Genomic DNA, 23,565 nt, shown 5'->3' with positions numbered 1-23,565 from the left:
TCAGCCCTTCACGCGCAGGATGTGCGCAGCGCGCGTGAATGCGTCCAGGCGCACGTACGCATTGTCCGTCCACTCCCACACCTCGCCGGAGAGCAGGTCCTCCACCTCGAAGGGCGAGCCGAGCGGCACGCCCCAGACGGTGGTGTCGAGGTGCACGGTGGTCTCCCGCACGGAGTGCGGATCGACGTTGATCACCACGATGATCGTGTCGGCTGTGCCGTCCGGGGACAACTCGGCGGGCAGGTGCTTGCTGAAGACGAGAATCGCATCGTCGTCGCTGCCGTGGATACGGAAGTTGCGAAGCTGCCGCAGTGCGGGATGGGCCGCGCGGATCTCGTTGAGTCGGGTGATCAGCGGCGCGAGGGTGCGTCCGGTGGCATCGGCCTCGGCCCAGTCGCGGGTCTTGATCTCATACTTCTCGTTGTCGATGTTCTCCTCAGCGCCCGGACGGGCGACGTTCTCGAACAGCTCGAAGCCGGCGTACACGCCCCACAACGGAGCGGCGGTCGCTGCCACGATCGCGCGGATGGCGTAGGCGGCCCGCCCGCCGAACTGCAGATACTCCGTCAGGATGTCCGGGGTGTTCACGAACAGGTTGGGGCGCATGAAATCCGCCGTCTCCTGCGTCACCGAGGTGAGGAACTCCTCGAGCTCTGCCCGGGTGTTGCGCCAGGTGAAGTACGAGTAGCTCTGCTGGAAACCGGCGGCGGCCAGCGAGCGCATCATCGCGGGCCGTGTGAACGCCTCGGCGAGGAACACCACGTCGGGGTGGGTCGCGTTCACCGTGCGGATCAGCCACTCCCAGAAGGCGAGCGGCTTGGTGTGCGGGTTGTCGACGCGGAAGATCTGCACGCCCTGCGCGATCCAGTGCTCCACGATGCGCAGCGCCTCGGCACGGATGCCGAGCGGGTCGTTGTCGAAGTTGACCGGGTAGATGTCCTGATACTTCTTCGGCGGGTTCTCGGCGTAGGCGATCGTGCCGTCCGGGAGGGTCGTGAACCACTCCGGGTGAGAGGTGACCCAGGGGTGATCGGGGCTCGCCTGCAGTGCGAGATCCAGCGCGACCTCCAGTCCGAGGTCGCGGGCGGCGGCCACGAAGGCGCGGAAGTCCTCGAGGGTTCCGAGATCCGGGTGGACGGTGTCATGACCTCCCTCGGCGGCACCGATCGCCCACGGCGAGCCGGGATCGTTCGGGCCCGCGTCGAGGGTGTTGTTGGGACCCTTGCGGTTGGTGCGGCCGATGGGATGGATCGGCGGCAGATACAGCACCTGGAAGCCCATGGCGGCGACCGCGGGAAGGCGATCAATCGCTGTCACGAAGGTTCCGGAAGAGACCGAGCCGTCGGCGTGGCGGAGCGCACCCTCAGAGCGCGGGAAGAACTCGTACCACGCGCCGGAGCCGGCGAGCTCACGCTCGACCAGCAGAGTCTGCTCGTCCGATGCGGTGGCGAAGGACTGGACAGGGAAGTCGGCGAAGAACGCGGCGAGGTCGGGGTCCTCGACCACCTCGAGTGCGATCTCGGGGGAGGTGCCGGTGGCACGCAGCGTCTTGGCAGCAGACTGCAGCTTGGCCTTCACTCCCGTCGGCAGCTTCTTCTCTGACCGCGCGCGATCGAACAACGCCGCACCTTGTTCGCACATCACGGCGACGTCGACGCCGGCCGGGATCTTGAGCGAGGCGGCGTGATGCCACGTGGCCCACTCATCCGCGTAGGTCTCCACACGGAATCGCCAGCTGCCCTGCTCCAGCGGCACGACATCGACCTGCCAGTGGTCGAGGCCGTCACCGGTGGAGGCCAGCCGGTGCAGCGACTCCTCACCGCTGGGCGACCAGAGGCGCAGCTGGACGCCGATCAGATCGTGCCCTTCGCGAAAGGCCGTCGCCCGGAACGGAACTGCTTCGCCGACGTACGCCGACGGTGCGAAGCCTCCGGGCGCCTGGGGATGCACTTCCTGAACCGGAATGCGTCCCGAACGGGTATCAGCATCCGCTCCGGGAGAGACAGCGGGCGGGAGCGAGCGAACCGGCACGGGCCGGCTGCTTCGCCACGGGCGAGTGAGAGAGCGGTTCTTGGCAGCCACATGAGCAACCTACCGCGCGCCTCGGCCTCGTCACATCACTATTGCACTGGGGCGTCTTTCTGCCCCGTGACAGCAGCGTTCGCAGGATCGGTGACCGGCGTGTCGGGAGTCTCGACCCCCAGCGCCGCGGCATCGATCGCCTCGTCGGTGATGTTCTCATCGTCCGAATCCACGCCGAACAGATGCATGGCCGTGCTGGTGAGGGTGACAGTGTCGCCGGGCGCGTAGGTCAGCCGCTCCGTCTGCGGGACCTCCTCCTCGCTGGACCACAGCGAGCGGTACCGGGTCACGCCGGGGATACGCGGCAGCCGCACCACGATCGGCGACTCGTTTCCGTGGATCATGAGCAGGATCTTGTTGCGAGGATCGCCGTCGTGCAAGGTCTCGGCCGCGAAGTACTGCAGCGTACGGTGCCCGGCGTTCTGCCAGCGGTCCGCTGACATGGTCTCGCCGTTCTCGTCGAACCACTCCATCTCGCTGGCGCCCTCGACATGCTCGCCGAGCACCGCGTACCGGCTCGGGCGCAGCGCGGGGTTCTCACGCCGGATGCGAGTCAGCGCCGAGACATGCGCGCGGAGGTCGTGCTGCCACGGTTCGTGCTGCCAGCTCAGCCAGGTCATCGGGGAATCCTGGCAGTAGGCGTTGTTGTTGCCGTGCTGCGTGCGTCCGGTCTCGTCGCCCGCCGTGATCATCGGCGTGCCGGCGGAGAGCAGCAGGGTGCCGAACAGATTGCGGATGGCCTTGCGCCGGGTCGCGCGGATGGCTGCGTCGTCGGTTGGTCCCTCGGCACCATGGTTGAAGGATCGGTTCTGATCGGCTCCGTCGCGATTGTGTTCGCCGTTGGCGAGGTTGTGCTTGGTGCCGTACGAGACCAGGTCGCGCATGGTGAATCCGTCGTGTGCGGTCACGAAGTTGACGCTCGCGAGCGGTCCGCGCTCGAGGGAGAACGTGTTGGAGGAGCCCGCCAAGCGCGTCGCGAATCCGCCGATGCCCGTGGGGGCGATTCCGGCACGGCGTGCGTAGTCGATATCGCTCAGCCAGAAGTTGCGTACCCGGTCGCGATAGCGGTCGTTCCACTCCTGCCAGCCCGGACCGAAGTTGCCGGTCTGCCAGCCGCCCATGCCGACGTCCCACGGTTCGGCGATGATCTTCACTTCGGCGAGTGCGGGATCGGTGCGGATCGCCTGCAGGAGCGGGTGCTCCGGCGTGAACTCGTGGCCGGCGTCGCGGCCGAGAGAAGTGGCCAGATCGAAGCGGAAGCCGTCGACGCCGACCTCTTGCGCCCAGTAGCGCAGCGAGTCCAGCACGAGACGAGCCGACGCGGCCTCCGAGGTGTTCAGCGTGTTTCCGCAGCCGGTGGTGTCGATGTACGAGCCATCGGCGCTCTGGCGGTAGTACGTGGCGTCGTCAAGACCGCGAAGACTGGTGGTCGGGCCGCCGGGTCCCTCCTCCGAGGTGTGGTTGTAGACCACATCGAGGATGACCTCGATGCCGGCCTGATGCAGGAGCTTGACCATGCCCTTGAACTCACGCAGGACAGCGGCGGGACCCGCGCGACGAGCATCGGCCGTCGCGTAGGCGGCATGCGGTGTGAAGAACGAGACGGTGTTGTAGCCCCAGTAGTTCGACAGACCGAGGTTCAGCAGACGCGGCTCGGAGCTGAATGCGTGAATGGGCAGCAGTTCCACGGCGGTGATGCCGATCGATCGGAAGTGCTCGATCATCGCCGGATGAGCGAGACCCGCGTAGGTGCCGTGCAGCGCCGGCGGAACATCGGGGTGACGCTTGCTCAGGCCCTTGAGATGGCCCTCGTAGATGATCGTCTCATCCAGCGGGACCGCGGGCTTTGCGATATCGCCCCAGTCGAAGGTCTCATCGATCACGACGCTGCGGAAGTCCTCGTAGCCGTCGCCGGGGATCAGCCCGCGCGAGTACGGGTCGATCAGCATGCGCTCGCTGTCGAAGCGCGAATCCGCAGGTCCGGATGCGCGCAGCATGTACGGGCTGCCGACGTGCAGGAGTTCGGTGGTGGCGCTCCACACGTCACCGTCGCCGCGCATGAGGGGGACCGTATCGGTCACCCAGTCGAGATCGTCGTCGTTGAAGACGAGAAGTTCCACCGCGGTGGCATCGTGGGAGTGCACGCGAATCGTGGCGGTGCCATCCGCCAGGTGGACGCCCAGCCCGTCCAGGGCGGCGTCAAGGAACGCGGGCGGCTGCGTCGGGTCGGAGCTGTCCATCCCTCCAGCGTACGGCGAGATTGCCGCGGCGCGCATTCATTCCTCCACCGCCGCGCCTCGTCCATGCCATATGGGTCATACATTCGCGTCGGCCTCGAGCGCATGTGCGCGTGGGAGAGTGGGGGAGTGAGCGTTTACCTGGATCACGCCGCGGCCACCCCGATGCGAGCCGAGGCCCGCGACGCCTGGATCGCTGCGGTGGGGGAGTTGGCGAATCCGTCGTCCATCCATGGCGCGGGTCAGCACGCCCGACGCGTCCTGGAGGACGCGCGTGAGGCGGTGGCACGGGTGCTGGATGCGGATCCGATCGAGGTGGTCTTCACCTCGGGTGGGACCGAGTCGATCAACCTGGCACTCAAAGGCGCCTGGTGGTCACGCGAGACGGATCGCGACGTCATCGTGCTGCCCGACGGCGAGCATCACGCCACGATGGACAGCGTCGAGTGGTTGAGGGCGGCACAGGGTGCGCGGGTGCGTCCTGTGGCGCTGAGCTCTGAGGGGCGCATCGAGCCCACAGCTTTCGCGGCCGCGCTCGGTCCCGACATCGTGGTCGCCACGGCACTGTGGGCCAACAACGAGGTGGGGACGGTGAACCCTGTCATGGAGCTCGGTGCCGCAGCGCAGACCGCCGGGGTTCCCTTGCACCTGGACGCCGTCGCTGCCTTCGGGCATCTGCCGCTGTCGTTCGCGCAGGTGCGGGGCGAGCGGGGCGCGGGAGTCGTCGCGCTGAGCGTGTCGGCGCACAAGATCGGCGGCCCGCCGGCGACGGGAGCCCTCGTGGTGTCGCGATCGGCTCGACTCGCCGCGCTGCATCACGGCGGGGCGGCTCAGCGTGACCTCCGTGCAGGGACGCAGGACGTTGCGGGCGCGGTGGCCTTCGCCGCAGCCGCCGAGGCGATGGCGGCTGATCGGGAGATCGAGGCGGCGCACGAGGCCGCGCTCCGTGATCGACTGCGCGCCGGCATCCTCTCCGCGGTGCCAGAGGCTCAGGTGCTCGGGTCGGAGATGCGCCTGCCGGGCAACCTGCACGTGCTGTTCCCAGGGGCGTCGGGGGAGTCGCTGCTGTACCTCCTGGATCGTGCCGGGATCGCCGTGTCGACGGGATCCGCATGTACGGCGGGAATCGCCGAGCCCTCGCACGTGGTGAGGGCGATGGGCCGTGACGAGCGGGACGCGCGCAGCGTGCTGCGCTTCAGCCTGGGCCGCACGAGCACCGATGACGATGTCGATGCCGTCGTGGCGAACATCGCGTCTGCTTACGCTGCAGCGACCGGTGCCGCGCGGCGCTCGTAGACTGGTGACATGCGAATTCTGGCGGCGATGAGCGGTGGCGTCGACTCGGCGGTGGCTGCAGCGCGAGCGGTCGAGGCCGGGCACGAGGTCGTGGGAGTGCACCTGGCGCTGTCACGTGCGGGTGGCACGCTGCGCACCGGCAGCCGGGGATGCTGCACCATTGAGGACGCGATGGACGCACGTCGGGTCGCCGACAAGCTCGGCATCCCGTTCTATGTCTGGGACTTCTCGGAGCGCTTCCGCGACGATGTGATCGCCGATTTCATCTCGGAGTATCAGGCCGGTCGCACCCCCAACCCCTGCATGCGCTGCAACGAGAAGATCAAGTTCGCTGCGCTGCTGGAGCGGGCGATCGAGCTCGGGTTCGATGCCGTGTGCACCGGACATTACGCCAGCCTGCGCGACGGGGACCGCGGACTGGAGCTGCATCGCGCCGCTGACGACGCGAAGGACCAGTCCTATGTTCTCGGCGTTCTGACCGCCGAGCAGCTTGCTCACACCTACTTCCCGCTGGGGGAGACGCCCTCCAAGGCCGTGGTGCGCGCCGAGGCCGCCGAGCGTGGCCTGCTTGTCGCGTCCAAGCCGGACAGTCATGACATCTGCTTCATCCCCGACGGCGACACTCGTGGCTGGCTCGCCGACAAGGTCGGCACGGCCACCGGCGACATCGTGGATCGCGAGGGGCACGTCGTCGGATCGCACGAGGGCGCGCACGCGTACACCGTGGGCCAGCGTCGCGGGCTTCACCTCGGCGTACCCGCGGCGGACGGCAAGCCGCGGTTCGTCCTCGAGGTCCGCCCGGTGTCCAACACCGTCGTGGTGGGCCCCAAGGAGGCGCTTGCGATCGGACGGATCTCGGGTGCGCGGCTGAGCTGGGCGGGAGCCGAGCCGGTCGAGGGTGAGTTCGCCTGCGACGTGCAGATCCGCGCGCATGCCGACCCCGTTCCCGCCCATGCCGTGTGGGAGGAGTCCGGGCTGACCGTCACTCCGATCGATCCGCTGGATGGCGTGGCACCGGGGCAGACCGCGGTGCTCTACGACGGCACGCGCGTGATCGGTCAGTTCACGATCGATCGCACCGAGTCGGCGGTTCCGGTCGGCTGATCGGCACGCGCGGTGAACGCGTTCGTGCCGATGTCGGAGGCACCGAATACGCTGGATGCGTGACCGGCACTGCAGATGTGACACCCCGTACTCTCGATGAGGCGCGAGCGGAGGCGGAGCGCCTCACCACCTTCATCATCGACGCGCGCGACGCGTACTACGGCGCGGATTCCTCGCCGGTGGACGATGCCACCTACGACGCGTGGATGCACGCGCTCGAAGCGATCGAGGCCGCGTTCCCCGAGGTGCAGGGGCAGGATTCGCCCACCCTCAGCGTCGGCGCGGCCGAGGGCAGCATGCTCGCGCCGATCACCCATGCCGAGCGGATGCTCAGTCTCGACAACGTCTTCTCACCCGAGGAGCTGCGCGACTGGTGCGCCAAGACGGCGCTGGCCGCAGGAGCTCCGGTGCGCTGGCTCACCGAGCTCAAGATCGACGGTCTGGCCATCTCGCTGCGCTACGAGAATGGCGTGCTCACCTCTGCCGCCACGCGCGGCGACGGACGCGTCGGCGAAGACGTCACGGTCAACGCCCTCCGCGTTGCGGGGATTCCGGCACGACTTGCCGGAACCGGTCATCCGGCGCTCGTCGAAGTACGCGGCGAGGTCTTCATCCCGGTCGCCGAGTTCGAGGAGCTGAACGCGCTGCAGGCGCGCATGCGGACCCAGGTCATCGCCGACATGGCGCCGCGGGCCGGCCAGGAGAAGGCGGAGAAGAGTGCGCAGCGCCGCTTCCCGGCGTTCGCCAACCCGCGCAACGCCGCCAGCGGAGGCCTTCGTCAGCAACTCGACAAGAAGGACGGGATGGAGCTCGCCGCCGGCGAAGCGCGCCTGGCGTCGCTGCGTCTGTTCGTGCACGGCATCGGAGCGTGGCAGAACCCGCCGGTGTCATCCCAGAGCGAGGTCTACGAGCTGCTCAGCGCGTGGGGTCTGCCCACGAGCCCGTACCCGCGTGTGCTGGACGACATCGACGCCGTTCTGGAGTTCGTCGCCCACTACGGCGAGCACCGTCACGACGTTGCTCACGAACTCGACGGCATCGTCGTCAAGGTGGATGACCTCGCGCTGCACGACGAGCTGGGAGCCACGTCCCGCGCGCCGCGCTGGGCGATCGCGTACAAGTATCCTCCGGAGGAAGTGCGCACGAAGCTCCTCAACATCGCGATCGGTGTGGGGCGGACGGGTCGCGCCACCCCGTACGCGGTGATGGAGCCGGTGTTCGTCGCGGGTTCCACGGTCAGCTTCGCGACCCTGCACAACCAGGACGTGGTGAAGGCCAAGGGCGTCCTCATCGGCGACACCGTGGTGCTGCGCAAGGCGGGCGATGTCATCCCGGAGGTGCTCGGCCCGGTGGTGGAGCTGCGGGACGGGACGGAGCGCGAGTTCGTCATGCCCGGTTCCTGCCCCGAATGCGGATCGGCGCTGCTGCCGGCCAAGGAGGGCGACATCGATCTGCGATGCGTCAACACCCGCTCGTGTCCCGCGCAGGTACGTGGGCGCGTTGAACACATCGGCTCGCGTGGCGGACTCGACATCGAGGTCCTCGGCGAGGTGACGGCGGCAGCCCTCACGCAGCCGCGCCACCCGGAGCGCCCTGTGCTCGACACGGAGGCCGGGCTGTTCGACCTCACGCTCCAGCAGCTCGTGCCGATCGTCGTCGACGTTCGCGACGCGGAGACGGGCGAACTCAAGACCGACGAGAACGGCGAGCCCGTCGTTCGCGCACCGTTCCAGAAGGTCACGCGCGTGTATCCGCCCGGGTTCGAGAACGCCACTGCGGCCGAGCGACGGGCCGCCGGAGTGACGAAGAACTTCCCGCTGGTCGAGCCCGGGGCACAGGCGATCAAGCTCCTCGCCGAGCTGGAGAAGGCGAAGACCAAAGACTTCTGGCGTTTCCTGGTCGCGCTCAACATCCGCCACGTCGGGCCCGTGGCCGCGCGGGCGCTGGCGCAGTGGTTCGGATCGCTCGCAGCGATCCGTGCGGCGTCACGCGACGAGCTTGCGGCCGTCGAAGGAGTCGGCGGGATCATCGCCGACTCGCTCCTGGACTGGTTCGAGGTGGACTGGCACCAGGAGATCGTCGCCCGCTGGGAAGCAGCGGGCGCGCAGCTGTTCATCCCGGGTCATCCCGGACCCGGCGCGGCCGTGGCGGAGGGCGGCGTCTTGGACGGTCTCACGGTCGTGGCCACCGGCTCCCTCGAGGGCTACTCCCGCGAGGGCGCTCAGGAGGCGATCCTTCGCGCGGGCGGGAAGGCAGCATCCAGCGTCTCGAAGAAGACCGACTTCGTCGCGGCTGGGCCCGGTGCCGGGTCGAAGCTGGCGAAGGCCGAGGAACTGGGCATCCGCATCCTCGACGCCGCCCAGTTCCACATTCTCGTCACCGAGGGGCCGGACGCCCTCCCGCCCGCCTGATCGAGCCGAGGTTCGCGGGAGTACCGTGGACTCTCCCGCGAACGCTGGATCAGACTCAGCTTCCGTTCGTCAGACTGAGGATCTGCTGCTTCACCTGGCGGCGGAGCACCTTTCCAATCATCGACTTCGGCAGCTCGTCCACGACGAACACGCGGCGCGGCACCTTATAGGGCGTGAGCACGCCCCGGGCGTATTCGCGGATGGCCTCGACATCCACGGAAGCGCCCGGTCGGAGCACGATGGCTGCGACGACCTCCTCACCGGAGTGATCGCTCGGCAGGCCCACGACGGCGGCGTCCTCGACATCCTCGTGCTGGCGGAGCGCATTCTCGACCTCGGTCGGTGCGACGTTGAACCCGCCCGTGATGATCAGTTCCTTGATGCGGTCGACGATGCGGACGAAGCCACCGTCGTCCACGGTCACGATGTCGCCGGTGCGATACCACCCGTCCACGAACGCCGCCTCGGTCTCCTCCGGCTTGCCGTAGTAGCCCGAGAACACCTGCGGCCCGCGCACCACGAGCTCGCCCTCGGAACCGGCGGGGACGTCCTGCGTCGGGTTCTCCGGATCCACCACCCGGCACTCGGTGCCCGGGAGGGGAAGTCCGACCGTGCCGGCAACGCGGTTCGCGGCGACCGGATTGGCCATCAGCACCGGCGAACACTCGCTGAGCCCGTAGCCCTCGACCAGGAAGCCGCCGGATGCCGCTTCGAACGGCACCACCAGCTCGTGACGCAGCGCCATCGCGCCGGAGATCGCCACCTCGGTGCCCTGGATCGAGATCCCCTTCTCGATGGATCGCGCCAGCAGCCGCTCCGCGATGGGCGGGACCAGGGGGAGGAAGGTCGCCGGATGCTTCTTCATGACATCGAGCACCAGGTCGGGATCGAACTTCGGAAACAGGACGAGCCGTGCTCCCATCGACATGGCGAACGTCAGACAGAGGGTGAGTCCGTACGCGTGGAACATCGGTAGCACGGCGTACACGACGCAGCCGTTTCCGCGCGTGATCGACGGCACCCAGGCGCGCGCCTGCGCCGCGTTCGAGAGCAGGTTGCGGTGCGTGAGTGCCGCGCCCTTCGGAGTGCCCGTGGTGCCGCTGGTGTACTGGATGATCGCCAGGTCATCGGTGGCGGGCTGCGCCCAGCTTCCCGGGAGCCGCCCCGCCGACACGATCTTCTCCCACGGGACCGTCCCGCGCACCGGCGCGTACAGCGCATCGCGTGACTCGCGAGCCTTCGCGATCGGCAGTCGAAGCGCGAGGCGCATGGCGGCTGGCATCGCCCGGGTCACATCCACGGAGATCAGCGTGGACACGGCGAGATCCTGGGGGAAGTCCTGGACGTCTGCCACGACCTTGTTCCACACGATGGCGTGCTTGGCCCCATGATCCTCGAACTGTTTGCGCAGCTCCCGCGGGGTGTACAGCGGATTGTGCTCGACCGCCACAGCGCCGAGGCGCAACACCGCGTAGAAGGCGACGATGTGCTGCGGGCAGTTCGGTAGGATGATCGCCACGGTGTCCCCGGCGCGCACGCCCTGGTCGCGGAGGCCCTGCGCTGCGCGCTCGATCTGCTCGAGGAGCTGGGCGTAAGTGGTCTCGCGTCCGAAGAACTCCAGCGCGGGTGCCTGCGGGTAGTCACGCTCCGATGCGATGACGATGTCGACGAGAGAGCCGGAGACGGGTTCGAGGTCCTCGGGAACACCGGCGGCATAGCTGGCGATCCAGGGGCGAGGCGGGTCGTAAGTGGTCACCCGCTCAGCCTACGACCGCGACCCGACTCGTCCGGCGCGCATCGCGGCGCGGTGCTCGTCCCGTGTCCGACACCCGGCTGTGACCTTCCATCGGAGAGCGTCGAGCGATGCAACTAGACTGGGCGGGTGTCTGAAATCACCCCCGAACTCGTCCGTCATCTCGGCGTGCTCGCGCGGATCCAGCTCTCCGACGAGGAGGTCGAGCGACTGACCGGTCAGCTCGGCGCGATCGTCGACAACATCGCCAAGGTGTCGGAGGTCGCAACCCCCGACGTACCCGCGACGAGCCACCCGATCCCGCTCGCCAACGTCTTTCGTCCCGACGAGCCGCAGCAGCCGCTGTCGGTCGCGGAGGTCCTGCAGAATGCGCCGGACTCCGATGATGACCGCTTCCGCGTGACCGCGATCTTGGGAGAAGAGCAGTGAGCGACATCATCCGCCTTTCCGCCGCCGATCTGGCGGCGCAGCTGCGCGCCGGCGAGGTGTCCGCCGTGGAGGCCACCCGCGCCCATCTCGACCGCATCACTGCCGTCGACGGCGATGTGCACGCGTTCCTGCATGTCAACGAGCACGCCGAGCGCTACGCGGCCGACATCGACCAGCGCCGGGCCGCTGGTGAGGAGCTTCCGGAGCTGGCGGGCGTCCCGCTGGCCGTCAAGGACGTGCTGGTGACCACCGACATGCCCTCGACCTCCGGGTCCAAGATCCTCGAGGGCTACATGTCGCCCTACGACGCCACCGTTGTCGCGCGTGCGCGTGCGGCCGGTCTGATCGCCATCGGCAAGACCAACATGGACGAGTTCGCCATGGGCTCCTCCACGGAGCACTCGGCCTATGGCCCGACGCACAACCCGTGGGATCTCGACCGGATTCCGGGCGGCTCTGGCGGTGGCTCGGCCGCCGCGGTTGCGGCCTTTGAAGCACCGCTGGCACTCGGCTCCGACACGGGTGGATCCATCCGTCAGCCGGCGCACGTCACCGGAACCGTCGGGATGAAGCCGACGTACGGTGCCGTCAGCCGCTACGGCGCGATCGCGCTGGCCTCCAGCCTCGACCAGGTCGGCCCCGTCGCCCGCACGGTGCTCGACTCGGCACTGCTGCAGGACATCATCGGCGGTCACGACCTCAACGACGCCACATCGCTGGCAGAGCAGTGGCCCTCGTTCGCCGCCGCCGCACGCGAGGGTGCTCGGGGCGATGTGCTCAAGGGCCTGAAGATCGGTGTCATCACCGAGCTGCCAGACAGCGGGTTCCAGCCGGGCGTCGCCGAGTCGTTCCGTGCGGCGCTGGCGACGATGGAGGCGCAGGGCGCAGAGATCGTGGAGATCAGTGCCCCGCACTTCGAGTACGGCGTCGCCGCGTACTACCTGATCCTCCCGGCGGAGGCATCAAGCAACCTGGCGAAGTTCGACTCCGTGCGTTTCGGCCTGCGCGTCACGCCGGACGGCGGCGCGACCGTCGAGGATGTCATGGCTGCGACGCGCGAGGCCGGCTTCGGCGAAGAGGTCAAGCGCCGCATCATCCTCGGCACATACGCGCTGTCCGCGGGGTACTACGACGCGTACTACGGCAGCGCTCAGAAGGTGCGCACGCTCATCCAGCGCGACTTCGATCACGCGTTCGAGAAGGTCGACGTCATCGCGACTCCGGCGGCACCGACCACGGCGTTCAAGCTGGGGGAGCGCATCGGCGACCCGCTGCAGATGTATCTGAACGACGTCACCACGATTCCCGCCAACCTGGCGGGTGTTCCTGGGATCACCCTGCCGTCCGGACTCGCGTCCGATGACGGGCTGCCGGTGGGCATCCAGTTCCTGGCTCCCGCCCGCGAGGACGCGCGCCTGTACCGTGTGGGTGCGGCGCTGGAGACGCTGCTGGTGGACCAGTGGGGCGGCCCGCTGCTGGAGCGCGCACCGCGACTGCCGGGCGAGATCACTCACGAAGGCGAGGCACGCTGATGGCCGACAAGCTGATGGACTTCGACAAGGCTCTGGAGCTGTTCGAGCCGGTGCTCGGCTTCGAGGTGCACGTCGAGCTCAACACGCGGACGAAGATGTTCTCGTCCGCGCCGAACCCCGCGCACCCGGACAACCACGACGCCGGCCCGAACACGTTGGTCGCCCCGGTGGACATGGGGCTTCCGGGGTCGATGCCGGTGGTGAACGCGCAGGCGATCGAGTCCTCGATCAGCCTCGGTCTGGCGCTCGGCTGCTCGATCGCCCCGTCGAGCCGGTTCGCTCGGAAGAACTACTTCTATCCCGACCTCGGCAAGAACTACCAGATCTCGCAGTACGACGAGCCGATCGCCTTCGAAGGATCCGTGGAGATCGAACTCGAAGACGGCACGCTCGTGACGATCCCGATCGAGCGCGCGCACATGGAGGAGGATGCCGGCAAGCTCACGCACGTCGGCGGGTCCGCCGGTCGCATCCAGGGGGCCGAATACTCGCTGGTGGACTATAACCGGGCGGGCGTCCCGCTGGTGGAGATCGTCACCAAGCCGATCTTCGGTGCCGAGCACCGCGCCCCCGAGTACGCCAAGGCGTATGTCTCCACCATTCGCGATATCGCGAAGGCACTCGGCATCTCCGAGGCGCGCATGGAGCGTGGAAACCTGCGCTGTGATGCGAACGTCTCCCTGCGCCCGCGCGGGCAGGAGAAGCTCGGCACCCGCACCGAGACGAAGAACGTCAACTCGATGCGGTCGGTCGAGCGTGCTGTCCGTTACGAGATCCAGCGGCAGGCTGCGATTCTCGCCGACGGCGGGACCATCACTCAGGAGACGCGCCACTGGCACGAGGACACCGGTCAGACGTCGGCCGGACGCCCCAAGTCCGACGCCGATGACTACCGCTACTTCCCGGAGCCGGATCTCGTTCCTGTGCAGCCCGCCACCGAGCTGATCGAACGACTCCGCGCCGCTCTGCCCGAGGCTCCGGTCGCGCGTCGTCGCCGCCTGAAGGCGGAGTGGGGCTTCACCGACCTCGAGTTCCAGGACGTCAACAATGGCGGCCTGCTCGACCAGGTGGCGGCGACGATCGCCGCTGGTGCCGCACCGGCTGCCGCACGCAAGTGGTGGACCGGCGAGATCACCCGTGTCGCCAACGCCTCGGAGCGGGAGGCCGCCGATCTGGTGTCGCCCGAGCACGTGGCGGCCCTGCAGCAGCTGGTGGACGCCGGCACGCTGACCGACAAGCTGGCGCGCCAGGTGCTTGAAGGCGTCATCGCCGGCGAGGGCGATCCGCAGGCCGTCGTCGATGCGCGCGGCCTCGCGGTCGTCTCGGACGACGGAGCGCTGATCGCGGCCATCGACGACGCGCTGATCTCGCAGCCGGACGTGCTGGAGAAGATCCGGGACGGGAAGGTGCAGGCTGCTGGTGCTGTCATCGGTGCTGTCATGAAGGCCATGAAGGGCCAGGCCGACGCCGCGCGCGTGCGTGAGCTCGTGCTGGAGCGTGCGGGTCAGATCTGACCTCTCGTCACGATGCCGGGCTCGTCTCATCGACGAGCCCGGCATCGCTGCTCCCGGGCGGAACCGAATGTCGGTGGCTCGGGGGAAGATGGAGACATGGGTCGAGGTGATGGCAGCGGACGCATGGTCTCGGGTCCCGGTGCCGACGACACCGGTGCCGGCATCCTCCATGTCGACATGGATGCCTTCTACGCGTCCGTCGCCGTGCTCGACGATCCTTCTCTGGCGGGCAAGCCCCTGATCATCGGTGCTCCCGAGGGGCGCTCGGTCGTGTCCAGCGCGTCCTATGAGGCGCGTCGGTTCGGCATTCGAGCTGCGATGCCCGTCAGCCAGGCTCTCCGGCTGTGCCCGTCAGCCATCGTCGTGTCGCCGGATTTTCACCGGTTCGTCGAGGTCTCGCGTCAGGTCATGGCGATGTTTCGGGACGTCACCCCGCTGGTGGAGCCGCTGTCGATTGACGAGGCGTTCCTGGACGTGCGTGGTGCTCGTCGGCTGTGGGGCTCACCACGGGAGATCGCCGAGAAGCTTCGCGCGCGTGTGGAGCGCGAAGCGGGAATCACCTGCAGCATCGGCGTTGCCGCGACGAAACACGTCGCGAAGATGGCGTCCACGGTGGCTAAGCCCGACGGACTTCTCGTGGTGCCGGACTGGGCAACCGATCAGTTTCTCGCTCCGCGCCCGGTGAGCGCCATCTGGGGTGTCGGACCGAAGGCTGCCGAGACGCTCTCCTCTCGCGGCATTCGCACCGTGGCCGACATCCGCGCCGGCACGGAGCACCAGCTCGTGCGAGCACTCGGTCAGGCGATGGGGGAGCAGGTCTGGCGACTGGCGCACGGGATCGACGCGCGGCCCGTGTCGACAGAGCGCGTGGAGAAGAGCATCGGTCACGAGGAGACGTTCGAGCAGGACGTCACCGACCATTCGCTGCTGCGCAGCGAGTTCCGCCGCCTCGCAGATCGCGTGGCCGCGCGCCTGCGCGCCGGATCCTTCGAAGCGCGAACCGTGGCCGTGAAAGTCCGTTTCGAGGACTTCACCACGCTGAGCCGATCCCAGACCCTCGCCGAGCCCACCGACGTCGGACGCCGCATCGGGGAGGCCGCCTGCGAGCTGTTCGCCTCCATCGACGCGCGAGAACCCGTTCGGCTGATCGGCGTCCGCGCCGAACGACTGCAGCCGGCGGGCGGGGGAGGAATGGGCCTGTGGGATGACGATGCGGACTGGCGTGCCGTCGACACGGCGCTGGACGGCGCCACAGCCCGTTTCGGCAGCGGCGCGCTCACCCGGGCATCGGCACTGGGGCGACACGATCGCTACGCGGAGCCGAAGGCTCGAAGCCTCGACGAGGGATGAGGATGAATGAGCGCGATGAGGATGAATCAGCGCGAGCAGGCATCGATGACTGCTGCGCGTGGGTGCAGCGCGCGGATTGCCATCTGGCTTGGCCCCAGGTGAGACGCTCGGAGGCTGTGCAGTCCGCGCCGACGGATGCGGTGCGGCCAGCCGCGGGGTACGGTGGACGCATGCCCAACCTCGCACTGGAACTCGGCAAGCTGACGGCCTCCGCGGGCGTCACCAGCGTCTACGGAGAGCAGCAGGACGTCGATGGCGTTCGTGTCATCCCGGTTGCCGCCACCTGGAGCGGCTTCGGCGCGGGCGAGGAAGAGGGCAAGGGCTCGGGCGGCGGTGGCGGCGGTGTCTCGCTTCCCGTCGGCGCCTACATTCGGCGCGGCGATGACATCCGCTTCGAGGCGAACCTGATCTCGCTGCTCGTGGTGGGCATCCCGTTCGTCTGGGTGGCCGGGCGCTCTCTTGCGCGCATCATTCGTGCGCTCAAGCGCTGACATCGCCGCCGAGGCAGCAGACCCGCTCGATCACGCGCTGCGTGACGCGGTCGCGTCCGTGATGGCGGTCGTGGGGGATCGGTTACGATCCACGATCCTGATCGACGGACGCAGCGGTGCGGGCAAGAGCAGCCTGTCGCGTCGGCTGGCCGATGCCTGGCCGGGTCCGGAACCTGTTGTGCTGCCGCTCGATGCTGTCTATCCGGGGTGGGACGGGCTGGAAGCCGGCGCTCAGGCGGTGATTCGTGACATCCTGATGCCCCGCGCCGACGGGCGCGACGGGCGGGTGAGCGGGTGGGACTGGGTGCGGAGTCGCCCCGCCGGCTACTCCGCGGCGCCACACGGTCGTGGCCTGATCGTCGAAGGGTGCGGCATTCTGCGAGCGGAGTCCGCGCCGCTCGCGGACGTGACCGTCTGGCTGGAAGCTCCCGCGGGGACGCGACGAGAGCGCGCGCTGAGCCGCGACGGCGACGCGTACCGCCCGTACTGGGATCGGTGGGCCGCGCAGGAGCACGAGCACATTCGCCGCCATGATCCGCAGACACGCGCAGATCTCGTGATCTCGCTTCCGTAGCTTTGGCGGACTCGGCCCGGTCGTTCGACATACGCCGCCGCGACGCTCACGAACTGACGACGACGACCTGCTCCAGCTGGTACCCGAGCCACTCGTAGATTCCCACCACCGGATTGTTCGGGTCAGGCTCCGAGATGACTGTCTCGTGTTCAGGACCGCCGACGGCGATGCCGAGGCGGGAGGCCAAGACGAGCCGGAGCGCCGCGAGCCCACGCATCCACGCGGGCGCGGTCTCCTCGTCGAGTGGGATCACGGCGGGGTGCTGCCCCGAAACGTGGTCCGCACGCGCGAGGGCATCCGCGATCACGGCGGCATCCGCCTGTCGTCGGGCGATGCTGTCAGCCTCCGTGAGTCGGCGGAACTCGCGGCTGGACTCGTCGTCGTCCGGGTATACGCTCGGCGCCAGCCTCGCGAGCGCGGGATCGCTCGCGGCTGAACCCTGCTCAAGCACCTCGGTGAACTGGGACAGCAGGTCGGAGAGCACCGCCCGTTCCTGCGCCGAGAGGATGAATCGGCCGCCGGTCACTGCGGGGCCTGCCGCACGGTCGCCCACAGCCCGTAGTCGTGCATCGCCTGTGCGTGCAGTTCCATCTGCTCTCTGGCTCCTTCCGCCACGACGGCGTGACCGTCGTTATGGACGTGGAGCATCAGGGCGTTGGCCTTTTCGGGGCTGAAGCCGAAGTAGTCCCGAAACACGCGAACCACGTAGCTCATCAGGTTCACGGGATCATCCCACACCACGGTCTGCCACGGTCGGTTCGGGGCGGCGGCTTCGTCCAGCCGGTAGTCGCGCTCCTGCGCGATGTCGGGAACAGCGAGCGGAGTCATGCCCACCCCAGTTCATGCAGGCGTTCGTCGTCGATGCCGTAGAAGTGAGCGATCTCGTGGACGAGCGTGGTGTGGATTTCATCGCGCAGGTCGTCAAGCGATTCGACCACGTGCAGATGTGGTTCGCGGTAGACGATGATGCGATCGGGGAGGTCACCCATGCCGTAACGGTCGCGTTCCGTGAGTGCGAGCCCGTCGTACAGTCCGAGGAGGTCGAGCGAACCGTCCTCGGGGCGATCTTCAACGACGAACACCACGTTGTCGAGCCCGTCGATCATGTCATCGGGGAGCAGATCGAGTTCTTCGATGACGAGCGCTTCAAACGCCGCTGCGTCGAGGTCAATCATCCTTCGAGCGTACCCACTTTCGGCACTCCCGCGTCCGCGGCCCCACCCCGCGACCGACGGCTCGTCCAGCGACCATGGCTCGATGACAGCGCGGGAAGTGGAAACAGAGACCGCGGCGACGCTGGGCGCGCCCAGCGGTGCGGAACCTCTCTAGCGCGCCAGCGTCGCCTCGGAGGGTGTCGCTCCGCGCGTTCTTGTGCTGGGTGCGACAGGGTACCTCGGCGGCCGCCTGGTCCCGCGGCTGGTGTCGGCCGGATACCGCGTGCGTGCGTTGCCCCGAGGCGCGTCCCGGCTCGTGCTGAGCGAGCAGCCGCAGACAAACAGAAGATCCCCGGGGCCTGACGGCTCCGGGGATCTCATCCGGGTGAGTAACGGGGCTTGAACCCGCGACCTCCTGGACCACAACCAGGCGCTCTACCAACTGAGCTATACCCACCGTGTCCCCACCTCAGCGGGGCAACTCATCTATTCTGTCACAGGTTCGGAGCGAACGATGACACGACCGCCTCCGACACCGCCTTCGCCTGATCCGAAGTTGGGCCCGGATCAGGGACGAATACGGCACGACGATAATATTCGAGCTCTCGGATGGACTCGAGGATGTCGGCGAGTGCGCGGTGGCCGCCATCCTTCTCTGGTGCCTGGAAGTACGCCCGTGGGTACCACCGACGCGAGAGCTCCTTGATGCTGGAGACATCGACGTTGCGGTAGTGCAGGTGGCGATCCACACGCGGCATGTATTTCGCGATGAACATGCGGTCGGTGCCGATCGTGTTGCCCGCGAGAGGCGCCTTGCCCTCCAGCGGCACGAAACGGCGGATGTACTCCAGAGAGAGGTACTCCGCCTCGGCAACGCTCACGCCATCGGGGATCTCCGTGATCAGCCCGGAGGTCGTGTGCATGGTGGTGACGAAATCGTTCATGTTGGCCAGTGCCGAATCGTTCGGTTTGATGACCACTCGGAAACCCGGATCGATGAGATTGAGCTCGAAATCGGTGATGACGATCGCGATCTCGACGAGTTCATCGACGGCGAGGTCGAGGCCCGTCATCTCACAGTCGATCCAGACGAGCCGGTCATTCTCGGCAGCAGAAACCATGGTCACATCCTAGTCGCGGCATATTCGCTCAGCCGCGGGAGGCCGGGGCTGAGGAGGGGAGGCACTCGCCGGATAGTCCCCCAGAGGTGATTCGAACACCTGACCGGCGGATTAGAAGGCCGCTGCTCTATCCACTGAGCTACTGGGGGTCTATCCACCAGAGTATCGGGTCGGGTGAACGGCGCGAGAACCGGTGTCACGCCAGTCGTGGACAGCGCCAGCAGAGAGCGAGACATCACTCACATCCAACGCAGGCAGTCGCAGGCTTCGTCGGCGCTCCAGAACTCGCCCACTTCGCGGAAGCCCGACACCGCCGCGTCGAAGCGGCGTGCTTGGTAGCGGATGCCAGCGGCGGAAGGAACGGCACGAATCTGACCCAGCACGCGACCATCGGTGGCGATGACTCGCCACGCGTTCTCCGATACGGGCAGCAGGCGCTCTCGGACGGTGGTCTCCAGATGCGGTGCGAACCGGGCGGTACTGATGGTGATGGACATGTGCGTCTCCCTTCTGACAGGAACGCTAGACCGGGCCACCGACATTGGATTCGAACGGCCGGTCGTTCCTCCCCAGGGCCCGATTGGAGCCGATCGATTCTCCGTTCGTGAAATCCCGTCTCGCGGCTGCCGCGCTCGCCACACGATGGAACAGATCCGGCGCCGGTTCGGGCACGACGGCGCCGGATCGCCCGGCGGATGGTCCGCCCAGAAGGGAGAGAAATGACGGAGAACATCACGGTGGTCGGCAACGTCGCCTCGGAGCCGCGTCAGGCCACGAGCGGGGCCGGGGCGCCCTACACCTCGTTCCGCCTCGCCACCGATAACAGGAGGTTCGATCGGGCAACCGGGGAATGGGTGGACGGCACGCCCAACTGGTTCACGGTCTACGTGTGGCGAGCGCTCGGGGAGAACGCTCTGGCGTCTGTGCGCACCGGAGACCGCGTCCTGATCTCGGGCAGGCTGCGTCTGCGGGCGTGGACGGACGGTGATCGTCGTGGCACGGCGGCGGAGATCGATGCGGACGCGATGGGTCCCGATCTGCGATGGGGGACAACGACCTTCCACCGTGCGCGCCGTCTTGCGGCGACGGATCCGGACAACGGGATCGAGGTGCCGCCCGCGCCGATGGCGCTGACCGACACCGAGGCTCCGCCGCTCGATGCCCAAGACGAGCCTTCAAGTGGCGGGCAAGGGGAGCAGTGGGCGGCGACCGCGACACCGTTCTGACGCCCACGGTCGGCGGGGGCAGCAACGGCGGGCGAGGGCGAGCAACGGCGGGCCGGGGCGACCAACGGCAGACAGAGCGGAGGGCTGAGTGGGCGCGGAGGCCTGAGTGAGCGCGGCGGCCTGCTGGGTGTACGCGGTGGACAGATACGACATGCGAGGAGTAACGGGGTCGCAGATAGCTGGGGCGGGCGTGATCTGCGGGTCGCGCGGTTGCGCGTCATCTGGTGGCGCAGACGTCGCGGCGCTCAGCGGGTTGCCGGGTGGGAACCATAGACTCGGTGGGTGACTCGTCTCCCGCGCCGCACGCTGACCGCCACTGCCCTCCCTGCTGTGATCGCCATCGCCGCGGCGATGATGCTCGCCGGCTGCACGCCGACGGAACCCGTCGATCCCGCGCCCGTGGCGTCAGACACCACTGCACTCGAGCCCGGCGCTACAACGGCGCCGAGCGAGGACGCGCCCGCGGCTCCCCAGGAGCCGGCCGCCCCTGCCGTCTTCGTTCCGGATGGCAACGCTGCTGCGAACCTGCCGATCTTCACACAGACCGTGCAGAGCATCTGGGCGTCGGACAGCAAAGACCAGGGGCGGGCGTATATCGATGCGCTGGTGGGAGTCGGCTTCGACAAGGCGGCGATGCAGGTGACCGCCGATCGCACGACGATCGGCGATCAGGCCGAGAGTATCCAGTTCTCGGTTGTGTTCGCCGGAGAGTGCCTCATCGGTCAGGTGGGGCCGGCCACCGGGGAACCGCACACGGTGGTTGCGCCCGTGCTGAGTACGGGTGCCTGCCTGGTGGGTGGCACTCGTCCCATCGACTGGTGACTGGACGGGCCGGCGACCCACTATCCGGCACTTTCGCGGCCGGCAGGAACGCAGAGGCGCGCGGGTCGGCTCAGCTGTGAGCTCCACGCGGCTGGACGATGCGGCGCAGGCAGGAACGCGCGCTCGGCTCACCGGGCCTTTCCCTGCCCACGCCGGTAGACTCGAAGACGGTGCGCGATTCGTCGCGCACACACAGACTTCGCCGTGACACACGCGGCGCGATCAACACCCATCACACAAAGGGACGTGAACCAGGTTTGGCTGAATACATCTACCAGATGGTGCGAGCTCGCAAGGCCGTCGGCGAGAAGCTCATTCTCGATGACGTGACGATGGCGTTCCTGCCGGGCGCCAAGATCGGCATGGTCGGCCCGAACGGCGCCGGTAAGTCGACGATCCTCAAGATCATGGCCGGGCTTGACACGCCGTCCAACGGCGACGCGACGCTGACGCCCGGCTTCACGGTTGGCATCCTCATGCAGGAGCCGGAGCTGGACGAGGACAAGACGGTGCTGGAGAACGTCCAGTCCGGTGTCGCCATCAAGGCGAAGCTTGACCGCTTCAACGAGATCTCCGCTCTCATGGCTGACCCGGACGCCGACTTCGACGCGCTGCTGGCCGAGATGGGACAGCTCCAGGAGGCGATCGACGCCGCTGACGCCTGGGACTTGGATGCACAGCTCGAGCAGGCAATGGACGCGCTGCGCACCCCGCCGGGCGATGCCGACATCAAGAACCTCTCGGGTGGTGAGAAGCGCCGCGTCGCCCTGGCCAAGCTGCTTCTGCAGAAGCCCGACCTGCTGCTGCTCGATGAGCCCACCAACCACCTGGACGCCGAGAGCGTGCTGTGGCTGGAGCAGCACCTGCAGAAGTACCCCGGCGCCGTCATCGCCATCACCCACGACCGGTACTTCCTCGACCACGTCGCCGAGTGGATCGCCGAGGTCGACCGCGGCCGTCTGATCGGCTACGAGGGTAACTACTCGACGTACCTGGAGAAGAAGCAGGAGCGTCTGGCCATCCAGGGCAAGAAGGACGCCAAGCTCGCCAAGCGCCTCTCCGAGGAGCTCGAGTGGGTGCGCTCCAACGCCAAGGGGCGCCAGGTCAAGTCGAAGGCGCGACTTGCGCGCTACGAGGAGATGGCCTCAGAGGCGGAGCGGACGAAGAAGCTCGACTTCGAGGAGATCCAGATCCCCGCGGGTCCGCGCCTGGGAAGCATCGTCATCGAGGCGAAGAACCTCAAGAAGGGCTTCGACGGTCGTTCGCTGATCGACGGCCTCAGCTTCTCGCTGCCGCCGAACGGCATCGTCGGCGTCATCGGCCCCAACGGTGTGGGTAAGACCACGCTGTTCAAGACGATCGTAGGCTTGGAGCCCCTCGACGGCGGCGACCTGAAGATCGGTGAGACGGTCAAGATCAGCTACGTTGACCAGTCGCGCTCGAACATCGACCCGGAGAAGACGCTGTGGGAGGTCGTCTCCGATGGCCTCGACATCATCACCGTCGGCAAGACCGAGATCCCCTCGCGTGCCTACGTGTCCAAGTTCGGTTTCAAGGGACCGGACCAGCAGAAGAAGGCCGGCGTGCTCTCCGGTGGTGAGCGCAACCGTCTGAACCTGGCGTTGACGCTCAAGGAGGGCGGCAACCTGCTGCTGCTCGATGAGCCCACTAACGACCTGGATGTCGAGACGCTGTCCAGCCTGGAGAACGCGCTGCTCGAGTTCCCCGGTTGCGCCGTGGTCATCACCCACGACCGGTGGTTCCTGGACCGCATCGCCACGCACATCCTGGCCTACGAGGGCACGGATGAGAACCCCGACCAGTGGTACTGGTTCGAGGGCAACTTCGATTCCTACGAGGAGAATAAGATCGCCCGCCTCGGTGCCGACGCGGCCAAGCCGCACCGCTCCACGCACCGTAAGCTCACGCGTGACTGACAGCGTGCGCCTGCACGTTCCCATCCACCTGCGATGGGGCGACCTCGACGCCTTCAATCACGTGAACAACACGTCGATGCTGAAGCTCCTCGAAGAGGTCCGGGTTCGGGCGTTCTGGCGGCCGGGCCCGGGCGAGGAAGCGCCGGACACCGCGGTGCTGGATTCGGGAATCTCGGCGGGCCTGCTCACGCTGATCGCGCGCCAGGAGATCGAGTACCTCGCTCCGGTGCCGTATCAGCGCAACCCGCTCGATGTACAGATGTGGTTCTCGAAGCTCGGCGGATCGAGCATGGAGATCTGCTACGAGGTCTACTCGCCGGCAGTCGGCGGTGACCAGACGCTGTACGCACGGGCCACATCGGTCGTGGTGATGGTCGATGCGGAGACCGGCAAGCCGGTTCGGCTGGACGACGAGCAGCGTGCGGCGTGGAATCCCTACCTCGGCGAGCCGATCACGTACACGCATCGTCGCTGACACCTGCACGAACCCCCGGATCGAGGCGATCCGGGGGTTCGGCGTTTCTGAGGTGGG

Annotated in this window: 21 protein-coding genes, 2 tRNA genes and 1 pseudogene; 14 read left to right on the top strand and 10 right to left on the bottom strand. The window is 67.7% G+C overall.

Going from position 1 to position 23,565, the window contains the following annotated elements; translation table 11 throughout:
• Both ACI3KU_RS10575 and glgX read right to left on the bottom strand, forming a co-directional pair.
• Positions 1-2,082 (bottom strand): alpha-1,4-glucan--maltose-1-phosphate maltosyltransferase, encoded by a 2,082-nt coding sequence (locus tag ACI3KU_RS10575; protein WP_404922274.1) that lies wholly within the window; start codon positions 2,080-2,082, stop codon positions 1-3.
• 38 nt (positions 2,083-2,120) lie between these two features.
• Positions 2,121-4,322, bottom strand: coding sequence for a glycogen debranching protein GlgX (glgX, locus tag ACI3KU_RS10570; protein ID WP_404922273.1), 2,202 nt, complete (start codon positions 4,320-4,322; stop codon positions 2,121-2,123).
• Between the two features lie 126 nt (positions 4,323-4,448).
• On the opposite strand from glgX, the gene ACI3KU_RS10565 reads away from it, so the two are divergent.
• The 3 genes from ACI3KU_RS10565 to ligA are packed head-to-tail and all read left to right on the top strand — an operon-like array spanning position 4,449 to position 9,130.
• Positions 4,449-5,615 carry a cysteine desulfurase family protein gene (locus ACI3KU_RS10565; protein ID WP_404922272.1) on the top strand — a complete coding sequence of 389 codons (1,167 nt, stop codon included), beginning with the start codon at positions 4,449-4,451 and terminating at the stop codon, positions 5,613-5,615.
• 9 nt (positions 5,616-5,624) lie between these two features.
• The gene (gene mnmA / locus ACI3KU_RS10560; RefSeq protein WP_404922271.1) at positions 5,625-6,719 is read left to right on the top strand and encodes a tRNA 2-thiouridine(34) synthase MnmA; all 1,095 of its coding nucleotides are present in this window, start codon (positions 5,625-5,627) and stop codon (positions 6,717-6,719) included.
• A gap of 59 nt (positions 6,720-6,778) precedes the next feature.
• Positions 6,779-9,130, top strand: coding sequence for an NAD-dependent DNA ligase LigA (gene ligA / locus ACI3KU_RS10555; RefSeq protein ID WP_404922270.1), 2,352 nt, complete (start codon positions 6,779-6,781; stop codon positions 9,128-9,130).
• Positions 9,131-9,185: 55 nt separating this feature from the next.
• Here the strand turns inward: ligA and ACI3KU_RS10550 are convergent, their stop codons facing one another.
• Positions 9,186-10,886 carry a long-chain-fatty-acid--CoA ligase gene (locus ACI3KU_RS10550; RefSeq protein ID WP_404922269.1) on the bottom strand — a complete coding sequence of 567 codons (1,701 nt, stop codon included), beginning with the start codon at positions 10,884-10,886 and terminating at the stop codon, positions 9,186-9,188.
• Positions 10,887-11,012: 126 nt separating this feature from the next.
• Here ACI3KU_RS10550 and gatC point away from each other — a divergent pair, with 126 nt between their 5' ends.
• From gatC to ACI3KU_RS10520, 6 genes are all read left to right on the top strand, one after another.
• The gene (gene gatC, locus ACI3KU_RS10545) at positions 11,013-11,312 is read left to right on the top strand and encodes an Asp-tRNA(Asn)/Glu-tRNA(Gln) amidotransferase subunit GatC (protein ID WP_404922268.1); all 300 of its coding nucleotides are present in this window, start codon (positions 11,013-11,015) and stop codon (positions 11,310-11,312) included.
• Positions 11,309-12,844: an Asp-tRNA(Asn)/Glu-tRNA(Gln) amidotransferase subunit GatA gene (gene gatA, locus ACI3KU_RS10540; protein ID WP_404922267.1), complete on the top strand. Its 1,536-nt coding sequence runs from the start codon at positions 11,309-11,311 to the stop codon at positions 12,842-12,844. The genes gatC and gatA overlap by 4 nt, the downstream gene beginning before the upstream one ends.
• Positions 12,844-14,358 carry an Asp-tRNA(Asn)/Glu-tRNA(Gln) amidotransferase subunit GatB gene (gene gatB, locus ACI3KU_RS10535; protein WP_404922266.1) on the top strand — a complete coding sequence of 505 codons (1,515 nt, stop codon included), beginning with the start codon at positions 12,844-12,846 and terminating at the stop codon, positions 14,356-14,358. The genes gatA and gatB overlap by 1 nt, the downstream gene beginning before the upstream one ends.
• Positions 14,359-14,454: 96 nt before the next feature.
• Positions 14,455-15,708, top strand: a complete 1,254-nt coding sequence (locus ACI3KU_RS10530; RefSeq protein WP_404922265.1) for a DNA polymerase IV — start codon at positions 14,455-14,457, stop codon at positions 15,706-15,708.
• 170 nt (positions 15,709-15,878) lie between these two features.
• Positions 15,879-16,199 carry a hypothetical protein gene (locus ACI3KU_RS10525; protein WP_404922264.1) on the top strand — a complete coding sequence of 107 codons (321 nt, stop codon included), beginning with the start codon at positions 15,879-15,881 and terminating at the stop codon, positions 16,197-16,199.
• The gene (locus tag ACI3KU_RS10520; protein WP_404922263.1) at positions 16,183-16,773 is read left to right on the top strand and encodes a hypothetical protein; all 591 of its coding nucleotides are present in this window, start codon (positions 16,183-16,185) and stop codon (positions 16,771-16,773) included. The genes ACI3KU_RS10525 and ACI3KU_RS10520 overlap by 17 nt, the downstream gene beginning before the upstream one ends.
• 46 nt (positions 16,774-16,819) lie before the next feature.
• On the opposite strand, the gene ACI3KU_RS10515 is transcribed toward ACI3KU_RS10520, so the two are convergent.
• From ACI3KU_RS10515 to ACI3KU_RS10505, 3 genes are read right to left on the bottom strand one after another with little or no spacing between them, the layout of a single operon-like run.
• Positions 16,820-17,299 carry a DUF2017 family protein gene (locus tag ACI3KU_RS10515; protein ID WP_404922262.1) on the bottom strand — a complete coding sequence of 160 codons (480 nt, stop codon included), beginning with the start codon at positions 17,297-17,299 and terminating at the stop codon, positions 16,820-16,822.
• Positions 17,296-17,601, bottom strand: a complete 306-nt coding sequence (clpS, locus tag ACI3KU_RS10510) for an ATP-dependent Clp protease adapter ClpS (RefSeq protein ID WP_404922261.1) — start codon at positions 17,599-17,601, stop codon at positions 17,296-17,298. Before clpS ends, ACI3KU_RS10515 begins: the two co-directional genes overlap by 4 nt.
• A complete protein-coding gene (locus ACI3KU_RS10505) occupies positions 17,598-17,948 on the bottom strand; it encodes a metallopeptidase family protein (RefSeq protein WP_404922260.1) in 351 nt (116 codons plus the stop codon). The genes clpS and ACI3KU_RS10505 overlap by 4 nt, the downstream gene beginning before the upstream one ends.
• An 82-nt stretch (positions 17,949-18,030) precedes the next feature.
• On the opposite strand from ACI3KU_RS10505, the pseudogene ACI3KU_RS10500 reads away from it, so the two are divergent.
• Positions 18,031-18,243: pseudogene (locus ACI3KU_RS10500) on the top strand (NmrA family NAD(P)-binding protein); the annotation flags it as partial.
• 68 nt (positions 18,244-18,311) lie between these two features.
• Here ACI3KU_RS10500 and ACI3KU_RS10495 read toward each other — a convergent pair.
• From ACI3KU_RS10495 to ACI3KU_RS10480, 4 genes are all read right to left on the bottom strand, one after another.
• Positions 18,312-18,384 (bottom strand) — tRNA-His (locus ACI3KU_RS10495).
• 37 nt (positions 18,385-18,421) lie between these two features.
• A complete protein-coding gene (gene orn / locus ACI3KU_RS10490) occupies positions 18,422-19,048 on the bottom strand; it encodes an oligoribonuclease (RefSeq protein ID WP_404922259.1) in 627 nt (208 codons plus the stop codon).
• A gap of 76 nt (positions 19,049-19,124) precedes the next feature.
• Positions 19,125-19,197: transfer RNA gene (locus ACI3KU_RS10485), tRNA-Arg, on the bottom strand.
• Positions 19,198-19,287: 90 nt separating this feature from the next.
• The gene (locus tag ACI3KU_RS10480; RefSeq protein ID WP_404922258.1) at positions 19,288-19,545 is read right to left on the bottom strand and encodes a hypothetical protein; all 258 of its coding nucleotides are present in this window, start codon (positions 19,543-19,545) and stop codon (positions 19,288-19,290) included.
• 222 nt (positions 19,546-19,767) lie between these two features.
• Between ACI3KU_RS10480 and ssb the strand changes: the two genes are divergently transcribed.
• From ssb to ACI3KU_RS10460, 4 genes are all read left to right on the top strand, one after another.
• Positions 19,768-20,274 (top strand): single-stranded DNA-binding protein, encoded by a 507-nt coding sequence (ssb, locus tag ACI3KU_RS10475; protein WP_404922257.1) that lies wholly within the window; start codon positions 19,768-19,770, stop codon positions 20,272-20,274.
• A 282-nt stretch (positions 20,275-20,556) separates the two neighbouring features.
• Positions 20,557-21,096 (top strand): DUF6993 domain-containing protein, encoded by a 540-nt coding sequence (locus ACI3KU_RS10470; RefSeq protein ID WP_404922256.1) that lies wholly within the window; start codon positions 20,557-20,559, stop codon positions 21,094-21,096.
• Between the two features lie 257 nt (positions 21,097-21,353).
• Positions 21,354-23,033, top strand: a complete 1,680-nt coding sequence (gene ettA / locus ACI3KU_RS10465) for an energy-dependent translational throttle protein EttA (protein ID WP_404922255.1) — start codon at positions 21,354-21,356, stop codon at positions 23,031-23,033.
• On the top strand, positions 23,026-23,508 hold the full coding sequence (locus ACI3KU_RS10460; protein ID WP_404922254.1) for an acyl-CoA thioesterase: 483 nt from the start codon (positions 23,026-23,028) through the stop codon (positions 23,506-23,508). Before ettA ends, ACI3KU_RS10460 begins: the two co-directional genes overlap by 8 nt.
• Positions 23,509-23,565: the final 57 nt, after the last annotated feature.

Origin of the sequence: Microbacterium sp. ZW T5_56 (genome assembly GCF_044987425.1) — a bacterium.
In the GTDB taxonomy this organism is placed as follows: domain Bacteria; phylum Actinomycetota; class Actinomycetes; order Actinomycetales; family Microbacteriaceae; genus Microbacterium.
The sequence above is the reverse complement of the archived record's forward strand: the minus strand, read 5'-3'. Positions and strand labels throughout refer to the sequence as shown.

What these genes read in the sequence shown, in the direction of transcription:
- mnmA (WP_404922271.1), top strand. Translation starts at nt 5,625, where the DNA reads ATGCGAATTCTGGCGGCGATGAGCGGTGGCGTCGACTCGGCGGTGGCT.
- ssb (WP_404922257.1), top strand. Translation starts at nt 19,768, where the DNA reads ATGACGGAGAACATCACGGTGGTCGGCAACGTCGCCTCGGAGCCGCGT.
- ACI3KU_RS10505 (WP_404922260.1), bottom strand. Translation starts at nt 17,948, where the DNA reads ATGATTGACCTCGACGCAGCGGCGTTTGAAGCGCTCGTCATCGAAGAA.
- glgX (WP_404922273.1), bottom strand. Translation starts at nt 4,322, where the DNA reads ATGGACAGCTCCGACCCGACGCAGCCGCCCGCGTTCCTTGACGCCGCC.
- gatB (WP_404922266.1), top strand. Translation starts at nt 12,844, where the DNA reads ATGGCCGACAAGCTGATGGACTTCGACAAGGCTCTGGAGCTGTTCGAG.
- clpS (WP_404922261.1), bottom strand. Translation starts at nt 17,601, where the DNA reads ATGACTCCGCTCGCTGTTCCCGACATCGCGCAGGAGCGCGACTACCGG.
- ACI3KU_RS10480 (WP_404922258.1), bottom strand. Translation starts at nt 19,545, where the DNA reads ATGTCCATCACCATCAGTACCGCCCGGTTCGCACCGCATCTGGAGACC.
- ACI3KU_RS10525 (WP_404922264.1), top strand. Translation starts at nt 15,879, where the DNA reads ATGCCCAACCTCGCACTGGAACTCGGCAAGCTGACGGCCTCCGCGGGC.
- ACI3KU_RS10530 (WP_404922265.1), top strand. Translation starts at nt 14,455, where the DNA reads ATGGGTCGAGGTGATGGCAGCGGACGCATGGTCTCGGGTCCCGGTGCC.
- orn (WP_404922259.1), bottom strand. Translation starts at nt 19,048, where the DNA reads ATGGTTTCTGCTGCCGAGAATGACCGGCTCGTCTGGATCGACTGTGAG.